32 protein-coding genes are annotated in these 25,336 nt (G+C 52.4%); 19 read left to right on the top strand and 13 right to left on the bottom strand.

The window, feature by feature from the left end:
• The first annotated feature begins 30 nt into the window (after positions 1 to 30).
• Together ABNS49_RS02110 and ABNS49_RS02115 are read left to right on the top strand one after the other, a co-directional pair.
• Positions 31 to 1,269, top strand: coding sequence for a helix-turn-helix domain-containing protein (locus ABNS49_RS02110; RefSeq protein ID WP_305084784.1), 1,239 nt, complete (start codon positions 31 to 33; stop codon positions 1,267 to 1,269).
• A 39-nt stretch (positions 1,270 to 1,308) separates the two neighbouring features.
• Positions 1,309 to 2,709: a 3'-5' exonuclease gene (locus ABNS49_RS02115; RefSeq protein WP_305085542.1), complete on the top strand. Its 1,401-nt coding sequence runs from the start codon at positions 1,309 to 1,311 to the stop codon at positions 2,707 to 2,709.
• 59 nt (positions 2,710 to 2,768) lie between these two features.
• On the opposite strand, the gene ABNS49_RS02120 is transcribed toward ABNS49_RS02115, so the two are convergent.
• The gene (locus tag ABNS49_RS02120; RefSeq protein WP_168353590.1) at positions 2,769 to 2,945 is read right to left on the bottom strand and encodes a hypothetical protein; all 177 of its coding nucleotides are present in this window, start codon (positions 2,943 to 2,945) and stop codon (positions 2,769 to 2,771) included.
• A gap of 167 nt (positions 2,946 to 3,112) precedes the next feature.
• The gene (locus ABNS49_RS02125; protein ID WP_288341487.1) at positions 3,113 to 4,012 is read right to left on the bottom strand and encodes a DUF362 domain-containing protein; all 900 of its coding nucleotides are present in this window, start codon (positions 4,010 to 4,012) and stop codon (positions 3,113 to 3,115) included.
• A 111-nt stretch (positions 4,013 to 4,123) separates the two neighbouring features.
• Here ABNS49_RS02125 and ABNS49_RS02130 point away from each other — a divergent pair, with 111 nt between their 5' ends.
• From ABNS49_RS02130 to ABNS49_RS02140, 3 genes are read left to right on the top strand one after another with little or no spacing between them, the layout of a single operon-like run.
• Positions 4,124 to 4,717 carry a histidine phosphatase family protein gene (locus ABNS49_RS02130; RefSeq protein ID WP_288341489.1) on the top strand — a complete coding sequence of 198 codons (594 nt, stop codon included), beginning with the start codon at positions 4,124 to 4,126 and terminating at the stop codon, positions 4,715 to 4,717.
• Positions 4,714 to 5,301 carry a histidine phosphatase family protein gene (locus ABNS49_RS02135; protein ID WP_288341491.1) on the top strand — a complete coding sequence of 196 codons (588 nt, stop codon included), beginning with the start codon at positions 4,714 to 4,716 and terminating at the stop codon, positions 5,299 to 5,301. The genes ABNS49_RS02130 and ABNS49_RS02135 overlap by 4 nt, the downstream gene beginning before the upstream one ends.
• Position 5,302: 1 nt before the next feature.
• Complete coding sequence (locus ABNS49_RS02140) at positions 5,303 to 6,208, top strand: ketopantoate reductase family protein (RefSeq protein ID WP_288341493.1); 906 nt, start codon at positions 5,303 to 5,305, stop codon at positions 6,206 to 6,208.
• 222 nt (positions 6,209 to 6,430) lie between these two features.
• Here the strand turns inward: ABNS49_RS02140 and ABNS49_RS02145 are convergent, their stop codons facing one another.
• The gene (locus ABNS49_RS02145; protein WP_289197444.1) at positions 6,431 to 7,219 is read right to left on the bottom strand and encodes a type III pantothenate kinase; all 789 of its coding nucleotides are present in this window, start codon (positions 7,217 to 7,219) and stop codon (positions 6,431 to 6,433) included.
• Positions 7,213 to 8,409 (bottom strand): bifunctional phosphopantothenoylcysteine decarboxylase/phosphopantothenate--cysteine ligase CoaBC, encoded by a 1,197-nt coding sequence (coaBC, locus tag ABNS49_RS02150; protein WP_288341497.1) that lies wholly within the window; start codon positions 8,407 to 8,409, stop codon positions 7,213 to 7,215. Before coaBC ends, ABNS49_RS02145 begins: the two co-directional genes overlap by 7 nt.
• Positions 8,410 to 8,589: 180 nt before the next feature.
• On the opposite strand from coaBC, the gene ABNS49_RS02155 reads away from it, so the two are divergent.
• The 13 genes from ABNS49_RS02155 to ABNS49_RS02215 all read left to right on the top strand — a co-directional run bounded on the left by ABNS49_RS02155 (position 8,590) and on the right by ABNS49_RS02215 (position 17,399).
• Positions 8,590 to 9,735, top strand: coding sequence for a glycerate kinase (locus ABNS49_RS02155; protein WP_288341499.1), 1,146 nt, complete (start codon positions 8,590 to 8,592; stop codon positions 9,733 to 9,735).
• Entirely contained in the window at positions 9,728 to 10,240 is a 513-nt protein-coding gene (locus tag ABNS49_RS02160) for a hypothetical protein (RefSeq protein ID WP_288341501.1), read from the top strand. Before ABNS49_RS02155 ends, ABNS49_RS02160 begins: the two co-directional genes overlap by 8 nt.
• Before the next feature lie 3 nt (positions 10,241 to 10,243).
• Entirely contained in the window at positions 10,244 to 11,212 is a 969-nt protein-coding gene (locus ABNS49_RS02165) for an asparaginase (RefSeq protein WP_135980441.1), read from the top strand.
• A gap of 94 nt (positions 11,213 to 11,306) precedes the next feature.
• Entirely contained in the window at positions 11,307 to 12,185 is an 879-nt protein-coding gene (locus ABNS49_RS02170; protein ID WP_288341504.1) for a Cof-type HAD-IIB family hydrolase, read from the top strand.
• 13 nt (positions 12,186 to 12,198) lie between these two features.
• Positions 12,199 to 13,365, top strand: a complete 1,167-nt coding sequence (locus tag ABNS49_RS02175) for a GNAT family N-acetyltransferase (protein ID WP_135980439.1) — start codon at positions 12,199 to 12,201, stop codon at positions 13,363 to 13,365.
• Positions 13,366 to 13,443: 78 nt separating this feature from the next.
• On the top strand, positions 13,444 to 13,833 hold the full coding sequence (locus ABNS49_RS02180) for an Inorganic pyrophosphatase (protein WP_135980438.1): 390 nt from the start codon (positions 13,444 to 13,446) through the stop codon (positions 13,831 to 13,833).
• 70 nt (positions 13,834 to 13,903) lie between these two features.
• Positions 13,904 to 14,455 carry a rubrerythrin family protein gene (locus ABNS49_RS02185; protein ID WP_135980437.1) on the top strand — a complete coding sequence of 184 codons (552 nt, stop codon included), beginning with the start codon at positions 13,904 to 13,906 and terminating at the stop codon, positions 14,453 to 14,455.
• A gap of 69 nt (positions 14,456 to 14,524) precedes the next feature.
• Complete coding sequence (locus ABNS49_RS02190; RefSeq protein WP_290091972.1) at positions 14,525 to 14,986, top strand: SseB family protein; 462 nt, start codon at positions 14,525 to 14,527, stop codon at positions 14,984 to 14,986.
• A 206-nt stretch (positions 14,987 to 15,192) separates the two neighbouring features.
• Positions 15,193 to 15,459, top strand: coding sequence for a hypothetical protein (locus ABNS49_RS02195; protein WP_290091973.1), 267 nt, complete (start codon positions 15,193 to 15,195; stop codon positions 15,457 to 15,459).
• Positions 15,456 to 15,971 (top strand): phosphatase PAP2 family protein, encoded by a 516-nt coding sequence (locus ABNS49_RS02200; protein ID WP_135980434.1) that lies wholly within the window; start codon positions 15,456 to 15,458, stop codon positions 15,969 to 15,971. Before ABNS49_RS02195 ends, ABNS49_RS02200 begins: the two co-directional genes overlap by 4 nt.
• A 184-nt stretch (positions 15,972 to 16,155) precedes the next feature.
• Entirely contained in the window at positions 16,156 to 16,590 is a 435-nt protein-coding gene (locus ABNS49_RS02205) for a hypothetical protein (RefSeq protein ID WP_135980433.1), read from the top strand.
• Complete coding sequence (locus ABNS49_RS02210; protein ID WP_348687805.1) at positions 16,551 to 16,997, top strand: AEC family transporter; 447 nt, start codon at positions 16,551 to 16,553, stop codon at positions 16,995 to 16,997. Before ABNS49_RS02205 ends, ABNS49_RS02210 begins: the two co-directional genes overlap by 40 nt.
• A gap of 15 nt (positions 16,998 to 17,012) precedes the next feature.
• On the top strand, positions 17,013 to 17,399 hold the full coding sequence (locus ABNS49_RS02215) for a nuclear transport factor 2 family protein (protein ID WP_290155336.1): 387 nt from the start codon (positions 17,013 to 17,015) through the stop codon (positions 17,397 to 17,399).
• A gap of 15 nt (positions 17,400 to 17,414) precedes the next feature.
• Here the strand turns inward: ABNS49_RS02215 and ABNS49_RS02220 are convergent, their stop codons facing one another.
• Both ABNS49_RS02220 and ABNS49_RS02225 read right to left on the bottom strand, forming a co-directional pair.
• The gene (locus ABNS49_RS02220; RefSeq protein ID WP_289183631.1) at positions 17,415 to 18,482 is read right to left on the bottom strand and encodes a 3-deoxy-7-phosphoheptulonate synthase; all 1,068 of its coding nucleotides are present in this window, start codon (positions 18,480 to 18,482) and stop codon (positions 17,415 to 17,417) included.
• Positions 18,483 to 18,543: 61 nt separating this feature from the next.
• The gene (locus ABNS49_RS02225) at positions 18,544 to 19,149 is read right to left on the bottom strand and encodes an HD domain-containing protein (protein ID WP_135980429.1); all 606 of its coding nucleotides are present in this window, start codon (positions 19,147 to 19,149) and stop codon (positions 18,544 to 18,546) included.
• Between the two features lie 114 nt (positions 19,150 to 19,263).
• Here ABNS49_RS02225 and ABNS49_RS02230 point away from each other — a divergent pair, with 114 nt between their 5' ends.
• On the top strand, positions 19,264 to 20,271 hold the full coding sequence (locus tag ABNS49_RS02230) for an aromatic acid exporter family protein (protein ID WP_135980428.1): 1,008 nt from the start codon (positions 19,264 to 19,266) through the stop codon (positions 20,269 to 20,271).
• A 59-nt stretch (positions 20,272 to 20,330) separates the two neighbouring features.
• Here the strand turns inward: ABNS49_RS02230 and ABNS49_RS02235 are convergent, their stop codons facing one another.
• The 7 genes from ABNS49_RS02235 to ABNS49_RS02265 form a co-directional block, all read right to left on the bottom strand.
• Positions 20,331 to 20,540, bottom strand: coding sequence for a hypothetical protein (locus tag ABNS49_RS02235; protein WP_135980427.1), 210 nt, complete (start codon positions 20,538 to 20,540; stop codon positions 20,331 to 20,333).
• Positions 20,541 to 20,699: 159 nt separating this feature from the next.
• Positions 20,700 to 21,767 (bottom strand): SIS domain-containing protein, encoded by a 1,068-nt coding sequence (locus tag ABNS49_RS02240; RefSeq protein WP_289108084.1) that lies wholly within the window; start codon positions 21,765 to 21,767, stop codon positions 20,700 to 20,702.
• A 9-nt stretch (positions 21,768 to 21,776) separates the two neighbouring features.
• Entirely contained in the window at positions 21,777 to 22,772 is a 996-nt protein-coding gene (locus ABNS49_RS02245; protein WP_135980425.1) for an SIS domain-containing protein, read from the bottom strand.
• A gap of 15 nt (positions 22,773 to 22,787) precedes the next feature.
• Positions 22,788 to 23,609 carry a PTS system mannose/fructose/sorbose family transporter subunit IID gene (locus ABNS49_RS02250; RefSeq protein WP_348687811.1) on the bottom strand — a complete coding sequence of 274 codons (822 nt, stop codon included), beginning with the start codon at positions 23,607 to 23,609 and terminating at the stop codon, positions 22,788 to 22,790.
• The gene (locus ABNS49_RS02255; protein ID WP_135980424.1) at positions 23,590 to 24,372 is read right to left on the bottom strand and encodes a PTS sugar transporter subunit IIC; all 783 of its coding nucleotides are present in this window, start codon (positions 24,370 to 24,372) and stop codon (positions 23,590 to 23,592) included. Before ABNS49_RS02255 ends, ABNS49_RS02250 begins: the two co-directional genes overlap by 20 nt.
• A gap of 9 nt (positions 24,373 to 24,381) precedes the next feature.
• Positions 24,382 to 24,852: a PTS sugar transporter subunit IIB gene (locus tag ABNS49_RS02260; RefSeq protein ID WP_135980423.1), complete on the bottom strand. Its 471-nt coding sequence runs from the start codon at positions 24,850 to 24,852 to the stop codon at positions 24,382 to 24,384.
• A gap of 18 nt (positions 24,853 to 24,870) precedes the next feature.
• Positions 24,871 to 25,299: a PTS sugar transporter subunit IIA gene (locus ABNS49_RS02265; protein ID WP_135980422.1), complete on the bottom strand. Its 429-nt coding sequence runs from the start codon at positions 25,297 to 25,299 to the stop codon at positions 24,871 to 24,873.
• Positions 25,300 to 25,336: the final 37 nt, after the last annotated feature.

A 25,336-nucleotide genomic window follows, 5' to 3' on the forward strand; every position in this document is an offset into this window, starting at 1 on the left:
TGTATTTTCTCAAGGAAAGGATATTCAGGAATGTTGAAGACTGGAAAAAACGAGAAAAGCCGCATTCAAGGCGCGCTCATGCGGACGTTGCGGTCAAAACGGGGATTTTCCCTCGAAAACGTGGCCGGTGATCTTTCGGTTTCGAAAACGACGTGGTTCCAAATGGAGAAAGGAACCCGAATCGTTGACGAGTCGTTGTTTCAACGCTTTATGGAACGATACGAAATTCCCTTTGACGACGATTGGAGTCGTCTGGACGAAGCGAAAGGGCAAATCGCAAAAGCGCGGAACGCCATTTACACACGGAACAAGGAAGAAGCCAATGAGATCCAAACCGGAAATCAAACGATAGACTACGGGTATTTCCACCGTCAGCTGCTCGATTTTGTGTTGGATGTACCGTTTTATGAAAAGGACAAAAAGGCGTGGCGCGAGCGGTTTGAAGCCATTGAACAGGATTACGACGTGTTGGAGGAGCGGGAGCTGGCGCTCTTTTACACGGTGGCTGGCTACGACCAAATTTGGAACACGGATGGACGGGAGGCCCGAAAGCTGCTGGAAATCGGCTTGCGGTTCGCCCGCCAATGCGGCGACCGGAAAGTCGAGGCGCTGGCGCTGTTGTGGCTCGGTCAGCGGGAAATCGGCGCCCGTCATCCTTTGGAGGGACTGCGCCTCACGCAAAAGGCGAAAGCGCTGTTTGTGGAACAAAACCAGTGGAACCGGGCCGCGGATGCCACGATGCAGTCGGTGTGCTTTTTGTGTTCGATGCGCGCGTATGAAGAAGCCAAACGCCAGCTGGATCAACTGGAAAAGACGGAGGGTGTTTCTTGGCGGGAAGTTGTGAACCAGCGGATCTGGATCGCTTTCCAGCAAAAGGAGTTCGCGCAAGGGTGCGCGCTCATCGAGGAAAACCGGACGAAGGAAACGCTTTTGGATGGCAACTTTGGATTGCTGCCGATGGGATATTTTTTGCTTGGCGAAACCAGGCGGGCCCAAGAGGAGCTGTCAATGCTTTTTCCAAACGCCAGCGATCCATGGACAAAAGCCGGATTGACGCTGGTGGAGGATTTACTTCGTTCGAGGCGTAAAAACATCCACCGCACCTTGAAGACGCTGCGCCATCAAAGTGAAGCGCGCCGCAAAAGGGACGTGTACCGGTTTTTGCTGGGGTGCGTCATCGAGACGAGAACGCGGACCTTGGACGACAAAGATGTGGAATCGCTGCGCGAGCTTGTCGAATGGCAGCGGGAGTGGATGGAGATGGAGTAGAAAATTTTATTAAAAATCGTGTAGGTGTATAATGGCGGTATGAAACCATTTGTATCACGAAGGAGTATGAAACAATATCCGCTGGATTTGGACAAGATCGCGGATTGTTTTGTCGCTATTGATTTTGAAACGGATGGCCGGGACAGCCAAAACGGGCGCGTCATCGAAATTGGCGCCTGCTTTTTTGAAAACGGGAAGCCGGCAAAGACGTTTTCCTCGCTCGTTCATTCGGTTGAAACCGTTTCGCCGTTTATTACCGAACTGACCGGCATCACATCCGAAATGGTGCAAACCGCGCCACCGGAAAAAGAGGTGTGGGAACAGTTTGTCCGGTTTTTGGGCGGCGCGCTGGAAGGAAAGGAAATCGTGGTCGCCCACAACGCAGGCTTTGACACGGCGTTTTTGAAGGCCACGCTGGAGCGGCTCGGCTACTCGGCGACGATTCGATACTTGGATACGGTCGACTTGTCGCAAAAGCTGCTGCCGCACATGTCAAGACACGCGCTCAACGTCGTTTGCGAGGAGCTGGCCATCGAACTGGAAAACCATCACCGGGCTTTGGATGACGCCGTGGCGTGCGGACACATTCTCGCCCGGTTGATGAGTGATCAGGCGTCTTTGAAAAGGCATGTCAAAAACGTGTCACAAGTGCTTTCGAAGCGTGAGCTGGAAATCGTGTCCGCCATTGTTTCCATGGGCGAGGCGGACTGGGGCGTTGGCAAGAGCGGCAGCTCGGTCGTCACGGTGCGCGCGAAAGGAAGGCCGGTATGCAGCTTTGTATGCGCGGGCGACTCGTTTTCCCTTTTAGCCAACGCGGATTTGCTGGAACAATGTCCCTGGACGTGGACGTTTGCCAATCAGAAAGAATGCGAGTACGGCTTGTTTCGGCTTTCTTTGGATGAGATCGGCCAGCTGGAGTATTTTAAGCCGTATATTCAAGCCTCGATCCAAAAGGAGATGGAATGTCCGTTCGAGGACGAAAGCCGGCGTGTCGAGTGGATGTATGGCATTGAGAAGCAGACGTACGAGAAGATTAGACCGCGGCTGCGCGAAACCGTTTTGACGTCTTCGTATACGCAGAAGGAGGCGAAACCGGTTCCGTTTGCGCAAAAGCTGAAGATCGAAGCCGCGAAGCCATTCGATCTGGCGGATTACGAGCGCGGCCTGGCGTACCGGTTTTATCTTACGAAAGCCATTGAGGCGCGCAAGCGCCGGCGCTACACGCCAGCCAAGGCTTTTTTGAAAAAGGCGTACGCGAACGGCTTGCGCTGCGCGGAGCTGTTTGTGGAAATCGCCAACGTGTATCAGCACCAAAAACAAGCCGGAAAAGAAGTGGAATGGCTTTTAAAAGGCGCCTCGTTCATGGACGCGATCCATTTTAAAAAAGAGCGGCAGCTTCTTTTGCTTCGGGCGGCAAAACGTCTGGCCAAACAGCCATAAAAGAGGGCTGTTTTTTTTCGTGTTTTGGACAAAAAAACGCCCGAAGGCGTTGGGGAAAATTAATGAAGCACGCCGGACTCGTTCAAAACGGCCTTTTGAACGGCACCAAGCTGAACGTTGGATTTAGCCGGCCGAATGCTGGAAGGCATGCTCCAGTCAAAGTCGCTCGTTCTCGAGCTCATATATCGTTTGATCATTTCATCGGATTTCATTTTGTTGATTTTGTTGAATTTCATGGTTTGTTCCTCCTTTGAACATCCTCAATATAGTCCTTTTTTTCGAAAAGTCAAAGGGAAATACATAAAAAAAATTCAACAATATAAAAGTAAGCGTTTACTTTATTTATCCTGAAAATTGAAAGCGCAATCAAAAGAAAAGACGCCGGTTGGCGTCAGGGAAGCTTTTACTTGTCGATGTCGATCAGCTCGTACTCCTTCGTTCCAAAGCCGAGTGCGGCCGCCGCGTCCACGGTGTGGCGTCCGTTTCTGGACTCGATGCGCTCCACGAGGTGATCGCGTCCCGGATCGGTCGAATTGTACACCATGTCCAGGCACGCCTGGTCGATGGCGACCGGATCGGTCGAGATCATGATACCGATGTCTTTCATGCAAGGATCTTCCGCCACGTGGCAGCAGTCGCAGTCCACCGACAAATTGACAAGGGCGTTGATATAGACGACATGGTCTTTGAAGTAGTTGTGGACGGTTTGCGCCGCGTCCGCCATGGCTTCCAGAAACTCGTCGTGCTCGATCGGGATTTCCCAGCAGTCTTTCATATCTTTGGATTTGCCGGTCGAATGGATCCAGCATTTTCCATCCGAGGAGGCGACACCAATCGAGAGCTGTTTGAGCGCGCCGCCAAAACCGCCCATCGGGTGCCCTTTAAAGTGGGAAAGAACGAGCAGGGATCCATATTTGTCGATGTCCTTACCGACATAGTTCTCCTTGAGGATCTTGCCGTTTGGCACGTCGAGAACGAGGTCCGGTCCCTCGGCGTCGAGAATGTCGACATCGAAGTTTTCCGTCCAGCCATGCTCTTTGAGAACCCGGCGGTGGCTTTCCGTGTTGAAGCGGTGTCCGCCCATGTCGTGCCCGTATGCCGTATTGCATTCGACAACGGTTCCGTTCACTTTGTCGATGATGGGCTTTACAAATTCAGGCCGCAAAAAGTTTTGATTGCCTTTTTCGCCCGAATGCAGCTTGACGGCCACGTTGCCTGTCAGCTCCTTGCCCAGCGTCTCGTACAGGCGGACAAGGCTTTTCGAACCGGTGTCTTTGGTGAAATACACTTTTGATTTTTCCATAAGTTCAACCTTTCTCCTTATCATATTTTTGGTATTTTCATCATATTCCTTGGAGTTCGCATCAAGCAATGTTTTTCTGAAAATTTTTTTCTTTTTCTTTATAATAAAATTATGAAAAAGAAAGTGTATGTTGTCCGTCACGGACAAACCGAATTCAACGTGCAAAAGCGATGCCAGGGATGGAGCGACTCGCCCCTGACCGAAAAGGGAAAGGCGCAGGCGCGCAAGGTCCGGGCGTATTTTGACGAACACGGCATTCGTTTCGACCACGCCTACGCGTCCGATTTGCAGCGCGCGATCGACACGATGTGCCTCATCACCGCCGGATACGATATTCCCCGGTTCACGACGGCCGGCTTGCGTGAAATGAGCTTTGGCCGGTACGATGGCGCTTTCCACGCCGATATTCCATCGGGCGACATGGCGACGTATTTCAAGACGGTCGGCGGCGAGACGATGGAAGAGGCGATCGTGCGCGCGTACAAAACGATCGTGCAAATCATGGCCCAGCCCGATCATGAGTGCGTGTTGTGCGTGAGCCACGGTATCCCGGTTTCGGGCTTGTTCCGCTCTTTGCCAAGAGACGAGACAATCGAGGATCCGCGCGATTTTCGCAACGGCTGCATTCTCGAATACGAAATCGACGGTTACGATATGAAGCTGGTCCGGTTCGTGCAAACGGAAAAGGAGAAATTTGTGTTATGAGGAAAAAACTGTATTTGATGCGGCATGGCGAGACGATGTTCAACGAGAAGAAAAAGATCCAGGGCTGGACCGATTCGCCTTTGACAGAGCTAGGAAAGGCGCAGGCGTTGAAGGCGAAAGCGTGGTTTGACGAAAACGGCATCGTCTTTACCGACGCGGCGTGCTCGACTTCGGAGCGCGTCAGCGACACGCTCGAACTCGTGACGTCGCTGCCGTACGTCCGGCTCAAAGGATTGAAGGAAATGAATTTTGGCAAGTTTGACGGGGAAAGCGAAGCGCTCAATCCGCCGTTGGAGGAATACGACACGTTTTTCGCGGTATATGGCGGCGGGGAGACGCGCGCCCAGGTTGGAAAGCGTATGAGCGAGACGCTGACCCGTTTGATGGAGCAGGAGGGCCACGAAAGCGTGCTCGTGGTTTCGCATGGCGGGGCGATCGCCAACTTTTACCGGCAGTGGGAAGAGGACGCCAAGGTGAAAAAGACGGAACGGTTTTATAATTGCTGCGTGCTCGAGTACACATTCGAGGACGGACGGTTCGTTCTCGAGCGGATCGTGAATCCAAACCGCCCGGAAGGGGACTGACATGGACGCGATTCAAAAGGTGCTTGTCGTTGGCCGGGGCGCGGTCGGCGGGTTGTTTGGCACGCTTATCGAGGAAAAGATTGGCGACCGGTTCGCGTTTTTGTGCGATGAAGACCGGAAGGCGCGCTACCAGCAAAACGATTACGTCGTCAACGGCGTGAAAAAGACGGAGCGGTATGTCAGCCCGGCCGACGCGTATCCGGTCGATCTCGTATTGATCGCCACGAAAGCTTCGGGCTTCGCGGACGCGATGGAGCAAATCAAACCGTTTTTGAAGCCGGACACGATTTTGGTTTCCTGTCTAAACGGCATCGAAAGCGACGAAACGCTCATGCGCGCGTTTTCGCAGCCGGTCATTCGCGCCATTTCCCAGAAAATGGACGCCCGCTACCATGATGGCGAGCTGACGTATTCCAGCACGGGAGAGCTTGTCATCGGCATGGAGCAAAAGAGCCAGAAGAGGGCGTTCGAAGCGCTGGTGGATTTTTTTGAACGAATCCGGTTTCCGTATGTCGCCTCGAGCGATATCGTCCACGACCAGTATTCTAAGCTTATGCTGAATTGCGGCATCAACCAGGTGTGCGCCATCCATCGCGCGACGTATGGAAAGGTCATGCGGGATCTAGAGCTCCATCGGCTTTTTGTCGACACGATGAAGGAAACGCGGGATGTGCTCGCGACCCAAGGCGTTCGTATTTCGGATGCGGAAATCGAAAGCTGGGAGGACGCGATCGCGCGCCTCGATCCGGATTCGATGCCAAGCATGGCGCAGGATGTGCTGGCCGGACGGAAGACGGAAGTTGACTTGTTCGCGAAAACGATTATGGATATCGCGAAAAAAGCGGGCGTTTCGGCCCCGATCAACACGATGCTGTATGGAAAGATCAAGGAAATCGAGAAACGGTAAAATGGCGAATATTTTCGCCTTTTTTTTGTTCTGAAATGCGGAAAAGCAGCTTTATTGATTATTCGATTGCCTCCCGAGAAGAGAGAAAATGTGAAATCGACTTTTTGATTGCAGGATCCCTGCGTGAAAGAAATTTGTATACTTACGAGTATACTACGCGCAAGTATACAAATCTTCGACCCGGTTAAGCCACATAAAAAGCGCGCCCGTGACGCGCTTTGCCTATTCTTTTGGAGCGGATTTGGCATCCTTGTTTTTTTCGTAAATGAGCTTCAGACCTTTAAAAATCAGGTTTGGATCGTATACGTCGATCAAGTCGGTGTGGTCGCAAATCACGCGCCCCAAACCGCCGGTCGCGATGACCTTGAAATCCTCCTTCAATTCCTTTTTGAACTGCTTCACGGTCAGTTCGAAGCCGCCCAGAAACTGGTAGAAGATGCCGGCCTGCATTTCCGCCTGCGTGTTTTTGGCTAAAATCGTATCCGGCCGTTTGATTTCCACTTCCGGCAGCTGCGCTGTCTGGCCCCACAAGGCGTTGGCGCCCGACTCGATGCCTACGCCAATCGCGCCCGCTTTAAAGTGGCCTTCCTTCGTGACGTAGTCGTACGTCGTGGCCGTGCCAAAATCGACGACCAGCACCGGTCCGCCATATTCGTGGTACGCGCCCGCGCAATCCGCGATCCGGTCCGCGCCGACGCTTTTCGGGTTTTCAAGCTGGACGCTGATGCCCGTTTTGATACCCGGGCCGACAATGATCGGGTCGATGTCGAGAAACTTGATGATGCCGTTGCGAAAGGAGTGCATGATCTTGGGAACGACGCTGGAAACGATGACGTTGTGCACGTCGTCAAGGTCGATGCCCGCCGCGGTCAAAAAGTTGACAAGACTGGAACCGTACTCGTCGGAAGTCCGGCGAATCTTAGTCGTCAGCCGATAATTGGCAATCAGATCGTCGTGTTTGAAGACGCCGATCGTGATGTTTGTATTTCCTACGTCGATGGCTACTAGCATGCGTTTTCCTCCAGTGTTTTCATCGTTTTCAAAATGGTTTCGCCCACTTCCTCCTTCGTCAGCGTGCCAAGCTCGACTTTGTCGTCCGGAAAGAAGATCGTGACGACGTTGGTCGAAGTCTGGAAACCGGCTCCTTTGGTAAACAAGTTGTTGGCCACCAGGAGGTCGCAGTGTTTTTTCGCCAGCTTTTCCTTCGCGTTTTGTTCCAGGTTTTCCGTTTCCATCGCGAAACCACAAAGAATCTGCCCTTTTGGTTTGTGGTTGCCAAGCCAGGCGAGAATATCCGGGTTTTTCACAAGCTCGACCGCCATTTCATCGTCCTTTTTTTTCATTTTCTGCTCATGGACGCGTTTTGGACGATAATCCGACACCGCCGCCGCCATAATGATATAGTCCTGCTCGGCGTGGCGGGCCTGTATCGCTTCAAACATGTCCTGCGCGCTGCGCACCGGTACGGTGTCGACCCCCTCGGGCGCCGCCAAATCGACCGGTCCATGCACGAGCGTGACCCGCGCGCCCAGATCGCGCGCCTTTTTCGCGATCGCGAAACCTTGTTTTCCGGACGAGTGGTTGGAAATAAAGCGCACCGGATCCAGCGCCTCCTGCGTCGGTCCCGCGCTCACCAGGACCCGTTTCCCTTCCAAAATCCGGGGAGAGAACAACTGGTCGATCGCCTCCGCGATCGAGTCGACCGAGGCGAGCTTTCCTTTGCCGACATCCTGGCAGGCGAGCATGCCTTCTTCCGGCTCCACGATGTGCCAGCCCAGCTCTCTGGCTCTTTTCAGGTTTTGCCGGGTAACCTCGTTTTCGTACATATGCACGTTCATGGCCGGACAGATCATTTTTTTCGTGTGGCACGCCAGCGCGGTTGTGGAAACGAGATCGTCCGCTATGCCATACACGACTTTGGCGAGGATGTTCGCGGTCGCCGGAACGATGACGAACGCGTCCGCCCACTTGGCCAGGGTGATGTGGGCGATCGGATCCTCGTTCGTCTTGTCGAACAGCGAGGTTTCGCATTTGTGATGGGAAAGTGCCTCAAACGTGATTGGATTCACGAATTCCATCGCGTGAGCGCTGAGGACGACTTTGATTTCATAGTTTTTTTTCGTCAGCCGGCTCACTAAATCGCACGCCTTGTATGCCGCGATCCCGCCGGTCACCGCGATCACGATATGTTTTTTATCCATAGTATATTGCTTCCAGACATCAAAACGATGTGTGTTCCTTTCTTTTATTTTTTCCATTATAAATCATTGTTCCTGTGATTCCAACGGGAAAAATCGCCAGGGAGGAAACGAATGTGGAAAAGGATGGCCAACATGCGAACTTACGATTGATTTCCCGAAGCGGAGAAGTAAAATAGAACTATGAATATTTTAATCGCCTGCGACTCATTCAAAGGATGTATGTCAAGCGAGCAGGCATGCGAATGTATGAAAAAAGGATTGCGGACCGCCAATCCAAAGTGGCGCGTCGAAACGTATCCGATGGCGGACGGCGGGGAAGGCTTCGCGCAAGTCCTGTGCGGCTACATCCGCGGCAAAATGGTGGAAGTCGAAACCGTGGATTTGCTCGGACGGCGCATCAAAGCCCGCTACGCCTGGAATGAGGAGCAAAAACTCGCCGTTCTGGATGTCGCTAGCTGCATCGGGCTCAACTTGTACGAGCGCGCGGACCGCAATCCGCTGGCCGCGTCGTCGTTTGGCGTCGGGCTGCTTATGAAGGACGCCTTGCGGCGCAAGTGCCGGAAGATGATCATCGGTTTGGGCGGCTCGGGAAGCAACGACGGCGGAATGGGGATCCTGAAGGCGTTTGGCGCCAAATTTTACGATGCCCAGCGCCAGCTGCTGTCGCCCAACGCTTACAATCTGGAACGCATCGCCTTTATCGACAAACGGGGATTTTCGTTTGATCGCGACGTCGAGCTGATCGTGGCGTGCGACGTGAAAAACCGGCTGCTCGGAAAAAACGGGGCGACGTACACGTTTGGTCGGCAAAAGGGGATTTTCCCTTCGCAAATGAAGCGGCTCGACACCGCCATGGCCCACTACAATCAAAAAATCGACCAGACGTTTCACGTCGACATGGACGCGTTTGAAGGCTCGGGCGCGGCCGGGGGCATCGGCGGAGTGCTTTTGGGCGTGTTCCGGGCCTCGATGCGCCCCGGCATCGAGGTGTGCATGGACTACGCCCGCTTTCCGGACGCGCTCGACAAGGCCGACCTCGTTTTTACCGGTGAAGGACAGACCGACGCCCAAACCTTGTATGGAAAAGTGCCGTACGGCATCGCCAAGGTCGCTTCGCGCCGCCACGTGCCGGTGGTGTGCTTGAGCGGCGCGCTGGGCGCGGGCTACGAGCCCCTCTACAAGGAAGGCGTCATCGGCATTTTTTCGACGGCGGACCGGGCCATGGACTTTCAGACCGCGCTGTCGTGCGGAAAGGAAAAGCTGGAGGCGCTCGCGTTTTCAGTGGGCAAACTCATTAGAGGAATCGAGGAGATCAAAGATGAATAAAAAAATACAAAAAATCGTGGCGGGAGCGCTTGTGCTCGTGCTCGGTTTCGCGCTGACGGCTTGCGCGGCCAAAAAGGATTTTCAGGAAGAGCCGGTCACGATGGCGGAATTGAACGAGAAAATCGAAAAAAAGGAATCGTTCAAGCTGCTGGTGGAGCGGGACAACTGTCCGTTTTGCCAGGAACTCAACGACTATGTGGACGAAACGAAAAAGGATCACGACGGAACCGTGTACGTGCTGGATGTGACGGATTTTGATTTCAAGCGTGAAAAGGAAGACGATTTGACGCTTGTGTCGGAAAACGAGGATGGCAAGCAGTTTCTCGCCCTGTTTCCTTATTTTTTATACACCCCGACGATTTACACGATCGAGAAGGGCGTGGTGCAACAGGCGGCCATCGGCTACGATCCGCAAAACCAGACGATGAGCTTGTGGGATGTCGATTCGTCCATCGACTGGGACAGCGCGGAAACGACCGGCGTCTGGGATTATTTGGAATCCTAGCCTATGAAAACGATCGCGATTATCGCCACCGGCGGCACGATTGCGGGTCAAGGCAGCGCCTCGGCCTACAAGGCGGGGGAAATCGACGTGGATTCGATCATCGCCAGCATTCCGCGAATCAACGAGCTGGCCAGGCTGCATTTGATTTCCCTGTACCAAAAAGACTCCAACGACATTACCGCCCGGGACTGGGTCGAGCTGCGGAATTTGTGTTACGCGCTTGGTCATGACGACTCCATCGACGGTATCGTCATCACGCATGGCACGGATTCGTTTGAGGAAACGGCGTACTTCCTGAACCTGACACTGGATATTCGCAAACCGGTCGTGATGACGGGCGCCATGCGTCCGGCGACGGCCACCAGCGCGGATGGGCCGATGAATTTGTACGAAGCGGTGGCGCTGGCGACCCATCCGCAAGCGAGCGACGCGGGCGTGCTGGCGGTGTTCTCGGACACGATTTATTCGGGGCGGGACATCACGAAGACCAACAGCATCAAAACCGACGCCTTCAAAATGGGCGAGTTTGGAACGCTAGGCTATATGCGGGACGAGAAAGTGTACTTGCAGAATATGCCGTATCGGATGCATACGTATCAAAGCGAGTTTTCCACGCTGGAGTACGACACGCTGCCCAAGGTATCCATTTACTATGTGCACGCGGACTGCGACCCGAAACTGTTGGAGTGGATGCTCGCGCACAATGACGGGGTCGTGCTGGCGGGAAGCGGCTCGGGCAATTATCCCGATTCGATCCGCCGCGTTTTGGAAACGAACGAGACGTCGTGCGTCGTCGTGCGCGCCTCCCGGATTTTGGAGGGCGCGGTGTTTGACTCGGATGTGTTCGACCCGCTGCGCAAAACGATTCCGGCGTACCGGCTTTCGCCGCACAAGGCGCGGATCCTGCTTATGGTCGGTCTGGCGGCCGGCTGCGACGAGGAGCGCTTGCGCAAGGCGTTTGAAACGTATTGAGGACGACAAAGAAGAAGCCCGATTCCGGGCGCTTTTTTTTGGCAATGCGGTATAATGAAATGGACAACAGGAAGAAGAAGGAAAAAAAACAACTATGATCAATATTCTTGCTTTTGATTTAGACGGCACGCTGCTTACTTCGCAAAAGACAATCGACCCGCGAACGCTGGCGGCGATTGAAAAAGCCAAACAGGCGGGCATGCACATCGTGATTGCTTCCGGACGCGATAAAAACGGCTGCCGGTTTGTTTACGAGCCGCTCGGGCTGGAACAAGGTCCGCATTTTCTCGCGCTCGTCAACGGGCAGATCTTGTATGATTTTGAAAAAAAAGAATACGATTTGGACGATGTTCTGCTGCCGGAAGACGGATTGAAGATCCAGGAAGTGTGCCGGAAGTACAATGTGGAAGGCATCTTTTGCTGCGGGTACGATTTTTACAGCTACATTTCCCGGCTGGGACGAATTAAAAAAACGGTGAAAACCATCGTGCGCGGCGAGCCGGCCGACTACGGGCTGAAAGCGGGGGCGAGCCACCGCAACTTTATCGACTTGCCATACAAAGACATTACCTTGACGCAGGACATCAACAAAGTGTGCCTCGTGCATTCGGCGTCGTTTTTCGATAAAAACCTCGACAATCTCAAGGCGGACCTGAAGGACTACGACGTGCTGCTTGTGGGGCCGGAATGGCTGGAAATCATGCCGAAAGGCGTTTCCAAGGCGTCGGCGCTTGACAAGATCGCCCGCAAGCTAGGCTATACGATGGAAAACGTCATGGCGTTCGGGGACGCGGAAAACGATGTGGAAATGCTGGCGAAAGCGGGCATCGGCGTGGCGATGGGCAACGCGATGGATACCGCCAAAGCGGCGGCCAATGTCGTGACGAAAACCAACGACGAAAACGGGATTGGCGAAGTCATCGACAAACTGCTCGAAGGAAACGAGGACTTTTTGAAAGTCGGCATCATATAGAAATGAGGATACAATGAAATACGTAAGAGAATTGAACGAAAAAGACCGGAAGGCGCAGCTCGATTTGATTTGCGAAGGATTCCCGTGGAACACGCCGGAAGCGATGAAGGCGCGCTTCGACTTGCTTGTCGCGCATTCGGATTCTTTTGGCTCGTTCGAAGACGAAACGCTGGCAAGCCAAATTATCGCCACGCCGTATACGATCGACTTTTTTGGGACGCCGTATACGATGGCGGGCATTGGTTTCGTGGCGACGTCCGAAAATTTTCAGCACCAGCATCGAATCGACGATTTGATGAGCGCGATCTTTAAAAAACTGCATGAAAAGGGATGCGTCCTGTCGTATTTGGCGCCGTTTTCCTATCGGTTTTACCGCCGGTTTGGCTACGAGAAAGTGTTCGACATGCTGGATTTTCAAATCGTCCAGCGGGATTTGCCGCGCTTCGACCACACGTATCGCATCGAAGAGGTGGATTGGGCGCAGGCCGCGCCAATCGTGCACGATTTGTACGCCAGACGCGCCAACCGGGCGCGCGGGCTGATGGCGCGCGAGCCATGGTGGGAAGAGTATAAGTTTCATTTGCGCAAGCCGTACCGGTTTTGGATCGCGTACGAAGACGACGAGCCGGTCGGCTACATGGCGTATTTGGAGGACTTGGAAAAGCGGACGCTGTCTATTTTTGAAATCGTCGGGCAGGAGCCGGTGCTGCGCGCGTTTCTGGCCCAGCTGCGCGAGCAGGAAGGCGTGGACACGATCGCCTATTCGTGCTGTCAGGGACTGGATGAGATTGTCGATATTTTAGAGGACGCCAGCCCGGAAACCACGATCCGGTTTCAGCGGGGCATGATGGCGCGTGTCGTGGACGTGGAGGCGTTTTTGCGCTCGTATCCGTTCGCCCGCAAGGCGAAGTTCGCTATCGAGATTCGCAGCGACCGGTACGCGCCATGGAACGTTGGCATATACGAGGTGGAGCATCGAAAAGGGCACACGAAGGTGAAGAAGGTGTTCCGCACAGAAGAGCCAACGGCCCGTATGGATATCGAAGTGTTCGTGAAGTTGTTTTTTGGCGTGTTCGATCTGGACCGGGATCGCGGGCGCGTCGAGGCGGACGCGAAGCTTTGGCCGATGATCGCGCGCTGCGTCCGGCCGCAAGGCGTGTTGTTCGCGGATTATTTTTGAAAAAACATTTCAAAAACACATGTAAATCTTTCAATAAAGATGTATAATAATGAAACCGGCATATCAATGGAGGTCTTTATGAAAGCGTTAGAGAACAATGTATATTTTTGGCAAAAACTCGACACACTGCTCCTGTCGTGCACGTGCACGATCGACAGGCCCAAAGGATCGACACATTTTAAATATTCCAATCTCGTATATCCGGTTGACTATGGATTTTTGGCGGACAGCGTGGGATCGGATCAAAGTCCGATCGACTTGTTCAAAGGATCCGGAAAAGCCAACCGGGTGGAGGCGATCGCCATTTCGGCGGATATTTTGAAAAAAGATTGCGAAGTGAAGCTTCTGGTCGGATGCACCGAGCAGGAAACGGAAAAGATCCTACAGTTTTTGAATCAGACTCAATTCCAGAAAGCGATCCTTGTGCGCAGAGGGAAAGAGATGCCATCATGGGCGACCAGCGACTAAGAAGCTGGTCGTTTCTTTTGTACCGGGAAACCGAAAGGCATAAAATAAAAAGGAACGGAGGTAATCAAATATGTTTACTGTCAACTTAAAAGGGGAAAAAACTCTAAAGAACTTGCAGACGGCTCTGGCCGGCGAAGTGATGGCGTACACAAAATACCAGTGGTACGCGCAACAGGCGCTCAAAGACGGATATCGGGTTCTTTACGATATTTTCAATGAAACCGCGGCCAACGAAAACGAGCATGCGAGAATGTGGTTCAAGGCGCTTCACGACGGCGAGATTCCGGGAACGGTTCAAAATCTGACGGACGCCTGGGCCGGCGAGAATTACGAATGGGAAACGATGTATGACACGTTTGCCAAAGAAGCCGAAGAGGAAGGCAACACGCAAATGGCGGAGCTGTTCCGCAAAGTCGGCGAGATCGAGCACCATCACCGCGACCGGTATCAAACGATGCTCAACGAAGTGCAGGGCGGAACGGTGTTCAAACGCGACCACAAAGTAAAATGGATGTGCTTGAAGTGCGGATATATTTGCGAAGCGGAGGAAGCACCGCTCAAATGTCCGGTTTGCCAAAACAGCCAGGCCAACTTCCAGGAGCTTATTGATTACGACTGCTAAAAAGGCGGCGGGGAGTGATTCCATTCACTCCTCTTTTTGTTTTATAATGGAAAAAGAAACGAGGTTTTAATGATGAACGACAATGAACAGGAAATCCGGACCCACATCGAAAAGATCGCCTATCCGACTTTTGAACAGCGGGTGCGGGAATGGATCGCCGCAGGAAAACTGGGCGCGCCGTACACGGTCCTTGAACAAATATTTTTAATGGCGAAAGCGGGCGGCGAAGGCGTCGTGCCCGTTCGGAACAACTTGGATCAAAACGGGGAGCTGTCCGGCTTTACGATCAAAACGGTGCGCGCGGGACAGGAAGGCGCCCACTATGTGCCGGTGTTTACGCGCAGCGTGTATGCCGAGAAGGCCGGCTCGCGTACGAACGTCATCGCCTACCCGCTCCAGAAGCTGATGCAAATCGCCGGCAGCGATCCGCAATGCGCCGGTCTGGTGTTCGATCCATGGACGTACGATTTCGTCGTGCCGGCGGACGCGTGCCGTTTCTTTTTGGAAGAAGCACAAAAGCAGCAGGCGTAGGCGCGAAGAAAAAGATGGAACGCTGCAACGCTCCATCCTAGATGAGTGAATGTAAACCACTTCGTTTACGGTTCCATTATAGGCGAAAACCGAAAAAAATGAGGGGATTTTGCTTGCGATTGAACGAACATTTTCAATTTCGATAAAAAAAATTTGAAAATTTGTTAACAGATGCGAACGCGTGGCGATTGTGGTATTCTGTCTCTATGAGTCAAATTGAAATTTTATCGTGCGAGCAGGCTTTGCGCGCGCTTGGCGAAGGAGAAGTCGTGCGGATGGTCGAGCAGCCGATCCTTGTTCGCCAAAAGGAGGATAAGCTGCTGACGGTGCATCCAAACTGGCATGCCGCGTTGTCCGTACCGGAATTTCGGGCGCTGTTTCCTACGATGAACTTTCGCGTCGTGGCGCGGGAAGACGGCATCGACGAGGCGAAAGACGCGGATTACTACGCGTGGAGGAGTAAATACTTATGAATTGGGATGGCGGGATCTTGCTTTGGCTGCAAGACCATGTGCGGCACGTCGGCCTGGATACGATCGTGTTGTGGATCACGAACTCGATTCCGTTTGTAGCGGGGCTGTTCGTGGTTTTGCTTTGTTTTAAAAAGACGAGAAGGTTCGCGATTTTCGCGTTGGCGAGTCTGGCGATTTGTCTGGCGTGCAACGCCTTTGTGATCAAGCCGTTTTTTTCCAGGATCCGGCCGTTTATCGCCATTCCGGGCCTCGATCTGCTTGGCCCGGTGCCGGGCGGCTCGTCCTTTCCCTCCAGCCACACGACGGCGGTGTTCGCTCTGGCGTGGATGAGCTTGTGGTGCAAACAAAAAAAATGGACGATTCCGCTTTTTGCGTACGCGATCGTTGTCGCCCTGTCGCGCTTGTATTTGGGCGTGCATTATCCGACGGATGTGCTGGGCGGTATTTTGGTGGCTTGCGTGTTAAGCTGGCTGACGTATCGGGCGCTGAAAGCGGTGGGCGCGAAACCCTAGGAAGAGATCGAAGGATCTCTTTTCTTTTTTTGATCAAATGTAACTTTTGATGTTACACATAATCTGTGATATCCTCTTTTTGTAATAAGAAAGATTACATTGATGGAAGAAGGGAAATTATGCTGGATTTGGAGCTGGAAATTTTGTGCTTGCTGGGAATGGGAATCTGGATTGAAAAAAAGGAATGCTGAACGCGCAAACCGTTTCGCAGCTGACGGATTTTGTTGTGGATATCGTGTTGCCGTGCGCGATCGTTTCCTTGTTCGAGATGAAGCTGACGCCCGAGATCCTCGTTTCGACAAGCCAGGTGTTCGTGCTTGCCATCGCGATGCCAAGGCTTGTACTGGATCTTGAACCGGTTTCTTTACCGAACGTGGGGAAATGGCGAGCAAATTTGCGCGAAGTACGCCACGATGGTGACGAACGCGAGTTTTATCGGCATGCCCATCGCGCAAAGTCTTTACGGAGCGACAGGGCTGCTGTTCGCGTCGATCAGCGTGTTGCCGCAGCGCGTTTTGATGTGGTCGTACGGGTTGTCGTTGTACACACCAAAAACAAGACGTCGACTGGCGGAAGATCTTGTTCCATCCGTGCGTCGTTTCGATTTTTATTGGCATAGGCGTTATGGCGGCGTATGGCGCGGGATTCGTTTTGCCGGAAGGCGTATCGAAGACGCTCAGTATGGTGGGAAACTGCTCGACGCCGTTGTGTCTGGTTATTATCGGCACGATCGTCGGTCGTTTGGACTGGAAAGATCTCTTTCCATGGCGCGGTTTTCTCTTTAGCGTGTATCGGGTCTTGCTCCTGCCGGCTGTGGCGCTTCTGCTCGTGTGGTGGCTGCCGGTTCATTCGCTGGCGAAACAGATTTCCGTCCTGCTGACAGCGATGCCCGCGGCGACCACGACGGTCATTTTGGCGGAAAAATACCAAAAGAATCCGAAATTCGCAGGCCAGCTCATGGTTTTGTCGACATTTTTGTCTTTTGTAAGTATTCCGCTGTTCACGTTTGTTTTACAATGGATTTAAAGAAGGAGAAAAAATATGAAGGATCAAAACGAGATTTTCGCGCTGGTGCGCCGATACCAGGACGCGATCCACAGCCAGGACATCGAGGCGTTCAAAAGCTTGTGGACCGGAAAAAACAACACGCTCATTTCCATTACCGATTCGTATAGCGGACTGGATTCGATTACCGAGGACTTTTTGATTGGCGGCATTCAGGGCGCGTATGAGCGGATCGAGCTGATTGCCGAGGATATTCAAGTGCGCTTTGTTGCCGAGGATCTGGCGATCGTGATTTTCCAGTATCATACAGAGTGCGTCAAACGGGAAACGGGCGAGCCATACGGCATCCGGGGACTGGAAACGCAAGTCGTTCAAAAAGTGGACGGACAATGGAAGCTTGTCCATTTGCACTATTCGAAATAAAAAAGAGAAACGCCCTTAGCATTTCTCGTAAATCTCATAAATGAGCTGTTCCGTGTCGTCCCAGCCAAGGCACGGGTCGGTAATCGACTTGCCTGGAATCATATCTTCGCCAATTTCCTGCCGGCCTTCCTCGAGGTAGCTTTCGATCATCAAGCCTTTGACGAGGTTCTTGAGCTCGGGGTTGTACTTTCTGGAATGGAGCACTTCCTTGGCGATGCGGATTTGCTCCTTGTATTTCTTGCCGGAGTTGTAGTGGTTGCAGTCGACAATGACCGCCGGATTTTTCAAATCGGCCTTTTTGTAGGCGTCCAGCAGCCGGATGAGATCCTCGTAGTGGTAGTTCGGGATCGCGGTGCCGAATTTGTCGACGCCGCCACGCAAAATCGTATGCGCCAGCGGGTTGCCTGTCGTTTCCACGTCGTACAGGCGATGGATAAAGTTGTGCGGGTGCTGGGCGGCCGTCACGGAATTGAGCATGACGGAAAAATCGCCGCTTGTCGGGTTTTTCATGCCGACCGGGATGTCCGCGCCGCTGGCCACAAGCCGGTGCTGCTGGTTTTCAACCGAGCGGGCGCCGACCGCCTCGTAGCTGAGCAAGTCGTCGAGATAGTCGCGGTTGTTTGGGTACAGCATTTCATCGGCCGCGGAAAGGCCGGTTTCCTGCACGATGCGCAAATGCATCTTGCGGATGGCGATGATGCCCGACAACAAGTCCGAAGGCTCGTTGGGATCGGGCTGGTGCAGCATGCCTTTGTAGCCGTCACCCGTCGTGCGCGGCTTGTTCGTGTAGACGCGGGGAATGATTAGGATTTTGTCGCTGACCTTGTCTTCGATCGCTTTAAGGCGATGCACGTATTCGACAACGGTTTCCGGATTGTCGGCCGAGCATGGTCCGACAATCAAAATGAATTTGTCGGATTTACCGGTAAAGATATCTTTGATCTGCTCGTCGCGGATCGCTTTTTTTTGTTTGGATTCCTCATCCATGGGAATGAGCTCTTTCAAGACGTCGGGACTTGGAAGCTCATGGTTGATCTTGAACGCCATAGGGTTACCTCTCTTTTCCTCTCTATGATACGCAATTTTTGGAAATTACTTGTTCATTATACTCAAAATGAAAGAAATTGAAAACAATGAAAACAAATTATTCGTTTTTCAACTCTTCTCCCACGTGAGGACGGATGAAATGTTCCAGAGAATAGTCCCACAACGCTTTGGAACCGAGGGCGGAAGGCTCGTTGCGCTGGAGCACCTGGCTCAATTTGATCCCGTTGCGTTTCCACATTTCGCCGCCGGTCGCGTCGTTGAGCATTGTCGGCTGGAAGTTGTCAAGGCAGCGGGCGAATTTGGCTTCCGGAGTCTTTCGCTCTTCGAACTCCTGCCACAAGGAAAGAAAAAACTGTTTTTGATCGGCGGGAAGGAGACCGAAGAGGCGGTTGGCCGCTTTTTGCTCGCGCTCGAAATGGCTGGCCTGCCCTTGCTCGTCGTAGGCGTACGTGTCGCCAGCGTCGATTTCCACGATGTCGTGGATCAGCAGCATCGTGACGGTTTTGAACAAGTCGATATCCTCGTTGGCGTATTCGCTTAAAACAATCGCCATGAGCGCGGCGTGCCAGGCGTGCTCGGCGTCGTTTTCAAAGCGGGAAGCGTCGGATAAAAGCGTGCGGCGCTCGATGGTTTTTTCTTTGTCGATTTCTTTCGCGAAGGCGATTTGGGAATGGAGTCTGTCGGCGGATTTTGCGGCGGTCATTTTTGTTCCTCTACTTTCATGGTTTTTATTGTACAATGTTTTTTGTTTTTTTCCTATATGTGATATGGTGGACGGGGAAACGCGGAAAACGATATGAATCGGTAGAAGAAGGTGATGACGATGCAGGTTTCCATTACGGCGCGAAAGACGATCATTCAAGGTTTGAAACTGGCTGCCGGCACGATTCTCGCGGTGGCGCTTTCGAAAAGTCTGGGAATCTTGTCCCCGTACGCGACGGGAACGATCGCGTTGATTACGCTGCTTTCAAGCAAATGGGAAACCGTGCGGCTTACGCTGTATCGTCTGCTGACGTATTTTGTGACGGTGGCGGTTTCCTGGGTCGTGTACCGGCTCGTTCCGCTGCCCATCGTCGCGTTTGGACTCATCATGGCGGTACTGTACTGGTTGTACAACGCGTGGCATTTGTTGTCGACGCTGGCGGTGAATGGCGTCATTTGCTCGCATTTTATGACATATCAGGACTTTAGCCCGGACATGATTTTGCATGAGTTTTTGATTGTGCTCATTGGCGTGCTAAGCGCGTTGCTTATCAACCAGTTTTACACGAAGCGAACGACGGAGCGGGCGCTTCGGGGGTGGATGGCGAAAAGCGATCAGGAGCTGGTGGCGATTTTGGAGCGGATCGCCAATCATTTGGACGAGGAGCCGGCCAAGGCTTTTCATGTGACGGCGTACGAGGAAAGCCTGACGAAAGCGTACGCGCTGGCCAGGGATTTTGAGGAAAACACGTTTTCCAAACACACCAATTACTATGTCCAGTATTTCAAGATGCGGCTGGCGCAGTGCCATATTTTGAAAAGCATGCTTTGGGAGCTTCGCCGCATGCCAATGAATCCCAAACAGTCCAAAGTCGTGACGAATTACATTCGCTATTTGTCCCGGTATATTTTGGAAACCAACGCCCCTTTGGCGCAGCAGAAAGAGCTGGAAAAGCTCATGCGGCAAATGAAGGACGAGCCGCTGCCCGCGACGCGGCAGGAGTTTGAGAGCCGGGCGTATTTGATGCACATTCTTCTCGATCTCGAGGAGTTTGTCGCGTGCAAGCAGCATTATATTGACGGATTGAGCGAAAAACAAAAAGCGGCGTACTGGCGGTCATGAACACAAAGCAAAAAAAGGTCTGTTTTGAAAAGGAGCAGACCTTTTTCATGCGGAAAGATTCAATCCAGCGAGTGGAGCAGTCGGGAATACCGCAAGGCGTACCATAAAATGAGCGCGGCGATCGCCGAAGCGATGCCTTCCAGGGAAAAGGAGAAAAACTCGATTCCGGGGCACCACACACAAAGGCAGGCGCACAACGCGAAGCAGGGGATCAGAATCCATAAAATCAAAGCGGTCGTGGAACGATCGGCGAGTAAAAGTTTTAACATGTGTTTTCTCCTCCTTATGGTTCTAATTATAAGAGCGGGTGTGGAAAAAGAAGAAGAGAGCGCTTAAAATGAAACAACTTTTTCAGTTTTTGAAAGAAAACGCGTGAATTTTGAGAAAATGGGATGAAAAAAAGAGTCCGCGCGATCGGACTCTAAAAACTAGGCTTCGTCTTCGTCGTAGTTGACAAAATGCTCGGTTTTCGCAGACGCGATTTTTTTGAATTCCTTCAGAAGCGGGTGCTGCATCGTGCTGTGCAGTTTTTCGCTCACCAGCGCGCTGAGCAGTTGAGGAACCGGAAGCTCGACAAAAGAGGAGAACCCGGATTCCACTTTTGGTTTGATTAGCAACGCGTTTGGATCTTCTTGAAAGGCTTCATCCATCGTGATGAGATACGCATGGTCGGTAACCGATTTGGCGGCTTTGTACACTTGATGCAAGCGCGTCGACGCATCGTCGTTGCTGTCAAAAAAGAACAGCGTGTATTTTGGCGTGAGCTGGAGGTTTGGCCCGTGAATGAACTCTTCCACCTCGTAGTAGACGCTCGGAATATGAATTGTTTCTCCGATTTTTAAAGCGGCCTCCATGCCGACGCCCGCACTGGCAGGCGTGCCAAGACAGTAGACGACTTCCATTGCCGAAAGAGCTTTCCAGTGTGTCTGAATAAACGGAAGCGTCCGGGATTTGGCGTCTGTCCATGCCAGAAGAATCGTGGCCCAGTCTATCGTTTGACGGTTTGAAACGATTTGAGCGAAACGAAGCCAATAAAGGCACAAGGTACTGACGCCTTTAGTGACGTAACCGACGAGTTCCTCGCCTACGCCGTATTCTAAAACGAGCTTCGTATGGTCTTTGACATCGGCCTGCTTGTTTCCCGTTAAACAAACGACATCTTCATAAGATCGCAAATGATCAAGAACCGCGATCGCGTTGGTGGACAACCCGCTTTGCGTAATGACGACGATAAGGTCGTCCGGCTTGATATCCGGTGTATAATAAAGAAAGGTGAATGGAGTCATCAATTCCACTCGTGTTTCCATCCACCTTGTCATCAAGGGCTGTGCGCAGGCACAGGCGTTGAAACTGGAGCCGGAAGCCACCAGCCAAAGCGTTTCCGGCTTCTTTTTTTTGTACAATGCAATCAAAGGTTCCATTTGGGCCGAAGAGGATAGCAGCGCCTGACAAGCCGGGAGCGTTTGTTCCACATAGTCCTGCATCGTGAACTTCATAGATTTCTCCTAGTATTCCAGCGCCCGGTAATACCGGCGGATTTCCATCGGATGCTTCGTTTCGTCCTCCATGTGGACGTCGATCCGGTTGTTGACCGCGTGCATAACCAAATGGGAGATCTCACCCCGGTATTTTTCGCTGATTCCTTCCAGCGCGTAGTCTTTCGTGTCGATGAATGTGTAATTGCCGCAAATACGAGGCAGGAAATTCGCCACTCTTTCCGACAAAACCCGTTGTTTGTCTTCACCTAAATATACGGTCACAGGCGTTTCTTTTGTTACGATTTCAAACATGCCATGGAAAAATTCCGGCGAAGTGATGGATTTTGTTTTGATCCAAAGCTGTTCCTCCCAATAGCACATCGCGTACGAATAGGTCGCTCCCCACTGGTTTCCCGCGCCGACAAAGTAGTGTAAGTCGTCGTTCCAGTGTTTTTTCGCGAACTCGATCGCGAAAGGCTCCGCTTCTTTTTCCACTTCGACAAGCGCTTGCGCCAAATGCTGATCAAATTCCTGATACATTTCTTCATAATCGGCAAACTCGCCCGCGTTGCGCATGAAACGATCCGCTACCATGAAGAATTTCAACTGCTCGTTTTGCTTGTAGGAAATGACGTGGTCCACCATCTTCGCCAGATCCGCTTCGGGCGCGTCAATAAACCCGATCACCGTCGCACCGGCTTCCTGCGCCTTTTTCACGGCTTCAACCACTTCAATCGTGTTGCCTGTCACGGACGACGTGATCACAATCGTGCCTGCGCCAATGCGCTTGTTGCCTGTCGTCAAGTATTCCGCCGCGTTTTCCGCCCAGGTTTCGATGGCGGATTTTTCCTTCATATGCACGGTCGCCTGCTGCGCGCTCGCCCACGTGCCGCCAATGCCAAGCCACACAATGTTGGTGTAGCCTTTTTCGCAAATCCCATCCACGATTTCCTCAATTTGCCCACGGAGCGCCAGCGCGCCCTGCACGCTTTCCACTTTTTCCTGTTCGTTGAATTTTTTCATCTTTTTTTCCTCCTTTTATCCTAAGATGCCAAAGAACGCACCGACAAAACCAATCAGGATAAACACGATCAGCAGTGTCGTCGTTTTCACGTTTTTAAATTTCAGCAAGTAGTAAATTCCAAATGTAAATAACAGTGGCACGATTCCAGGCATGATCTGGTTGCAGATGTCGCCAATCGTCGTCGCCTCCTCGCCGGTTCCAATGACCATCGGAATGTTGATGGCGACGTTTTGCGCGGTCATTCCGCCAATGACGATCAATCCCAGAACCGATGCGCCATACGTGAGCATTTCCATCCAGCCGCTTTTTTGCAAAGTAGCCAGAAAGCCGCTTCCGAGTTTGTAGCCCGCGTTCATCAAGTAGTAGCGAAGACCCTGCGCGGGAATATTGAAAATCAGGAAAAATAAAATCGGTCCCAAAATATTGCCTTGCGTGGCCAGCGACAAGCCGACACCGGTCGCGATGATGCGCAGCGTTCCCCAAATGAAGGAGTCGCCGATGCCCGCCAGCGGACCCATCAGGGATACTTTCACGTCGTTGATGGATTGCGTGTCAAAATCGGGATCGTTGGCGTTGGATTCCTCCATCGCGGCCGTGATGCCAAGAATGAGCGTAGCCAGCTGCGGCGTCGTGTTGAAAAACTCCAAATGCCGTTTCATCGCCGCTTCCTGGTCTTTGGGATCGGGATACAGCTTTTTGATCACGGGGAGCATGCAATAGCAATAGCCAATATTCATCTGCCGCTCATAGTTCCAGTCCCATTCCAAACCGAACGAACGCCAAAAGACGGACATCAGCTCTTTCTTTTCCAGTTTTTTAGAAGTCGTCGTCATCATCCATTCCTCCTTGCGCGCCAGCGGGCTGCAGCATGCTCGTCCGCTTGATCTGGGTTAAAACGATCGCGATGATCGCGCCGAACACCGCGATGCCCGTTCCTGGCAAATTCAAATAAACCGAGAGGCCGAAGCCTAAAATAAAGAAGCACACATTCGCTTTGTTCATGATCATTTTCATGAGCAAGCCAAACCCGATTGCCGGCAGCAGACCCATCGTGATTTCCAGTCCTTTGGAAATCCAAGCCGGAATGATCGCCAGAAACGCCTCGATGGCCGGGCCGCCCAAATAGTAGCCAACGGCTACGCAAAGACCGATAATCAAGTTCACACCGAAGAATCCAGCCAGATAGTGCACGGTCGCGACGCCTTGCATGTTGTCTTTTTGGGCGTACTCATCCGCCTTGTGTACGAAAGGAGGCAGGATGAACACCATGCCAAAGTTTTTGGCCAGCAATACAAGAGAAGCGACCGGCAAACCGATTGCCAGGGCGGTTTCCGCGCCGGAACCAGTCGTAATGGCGAACGCCGTGCCGAGCACGGTTCCCGAAATCATTTCGGGCGGGATGCTGGCGCCAATCGAGAAGGCGCCCATGAAGGCGAGCTCCATCGTGGCTCCGATCTTTACGCCCAGTTCAATATCTCCCAGCACGATACCCGTAAAGGTTCCCATAATTAGCGGACGGGACAACAAACACGTTCCAAGTAAATATTCGGCGTTGCCAAGCATAGCAACCAGGCCAAGCAAAATAGACTGTATAAGCATGGTGTCCACCTACAGCGCCTTTTCTACCGGAACCGGCGTGTCTTCCGGCACCATCTGAATCGTGACGTCGACTCCGTCGGCGACGAGCTCTTTTAAAATTTGTTCCTCTTCGGATGTGATGTTTACCGCTTTGGAAATATTGCGGGTCGCATCGGTTGCCTTGGTGCCTCCAAGATTTAAGGCTTGAATGGCATCCACGTTTTGGATGAGCGTGGCTGCATCCGCGATGCTTTCGACGACGATAAACAGCTTATATTTATCGGTCACACCACTATTAAGCGCTTTGACGCTGTCGGAAATCGACTTGATGACAAGCTTGACACCGTTTGGCTTGGCCATTTTCATCGTCGTCTTGCGCAGTTCGTCGGAAACGACCGCGTCGCAGGCGATCAGGATGCAGTCGGCGTTCAGCGCGCTCGTCCAGGAAAACGCCACCTGACCATGAAGCAGCCGGTGGTCAACACGTAGTTTTTTAATCATAGTTTTTTGTTCCTCCTTTTAAAAATCTTCCTCTTCGCATGGCTTTTGGATCTTTTGATAGTTCGTTACGCACAACCCTTCCTGGCCGGCGCGAACCAGCCGCTCTTGAATTGCCGGATTTACACAAATCCTTTCGGGCGTTGACAAGAGCAGATCCAGCACGATACTCATATTGACTCCGCCGAATACCACGACGTTTTCAAACCGGCACAGCTGAGAAACGGCCGTATGGACGCTGCCGCCTTTGACATCGCATAAGAAGATAAACTCGTCTTCGGGATGCGAGGCGATCACGGCTTCCATTTGATCTGTGTAATCTCTTGGACTGCACGATGGATACAGGCAATATGTGTCGATTTCCTTGGCTAGGTCGCCCACGATCATTTCCACAGAATTTTTCAATCCTCTGGCAAATTCGCCGTGGGAAGCAATTACGATTTTCCTCATCATATATCCTCCTTTCTTTTTTTATTCTTCTCACTTG

Origin of the sequence: uncultured Dubosiella sp. (assembly GCF_964018005.1) — a bacterium.
Taxonomy (GTDB): domain Bacteria; phylum Bacillota_I; class Bacilli_A; order Erysipelotrichales; family Erysipelotrichaceae; genus Dubosiella; species Dubosiella muris.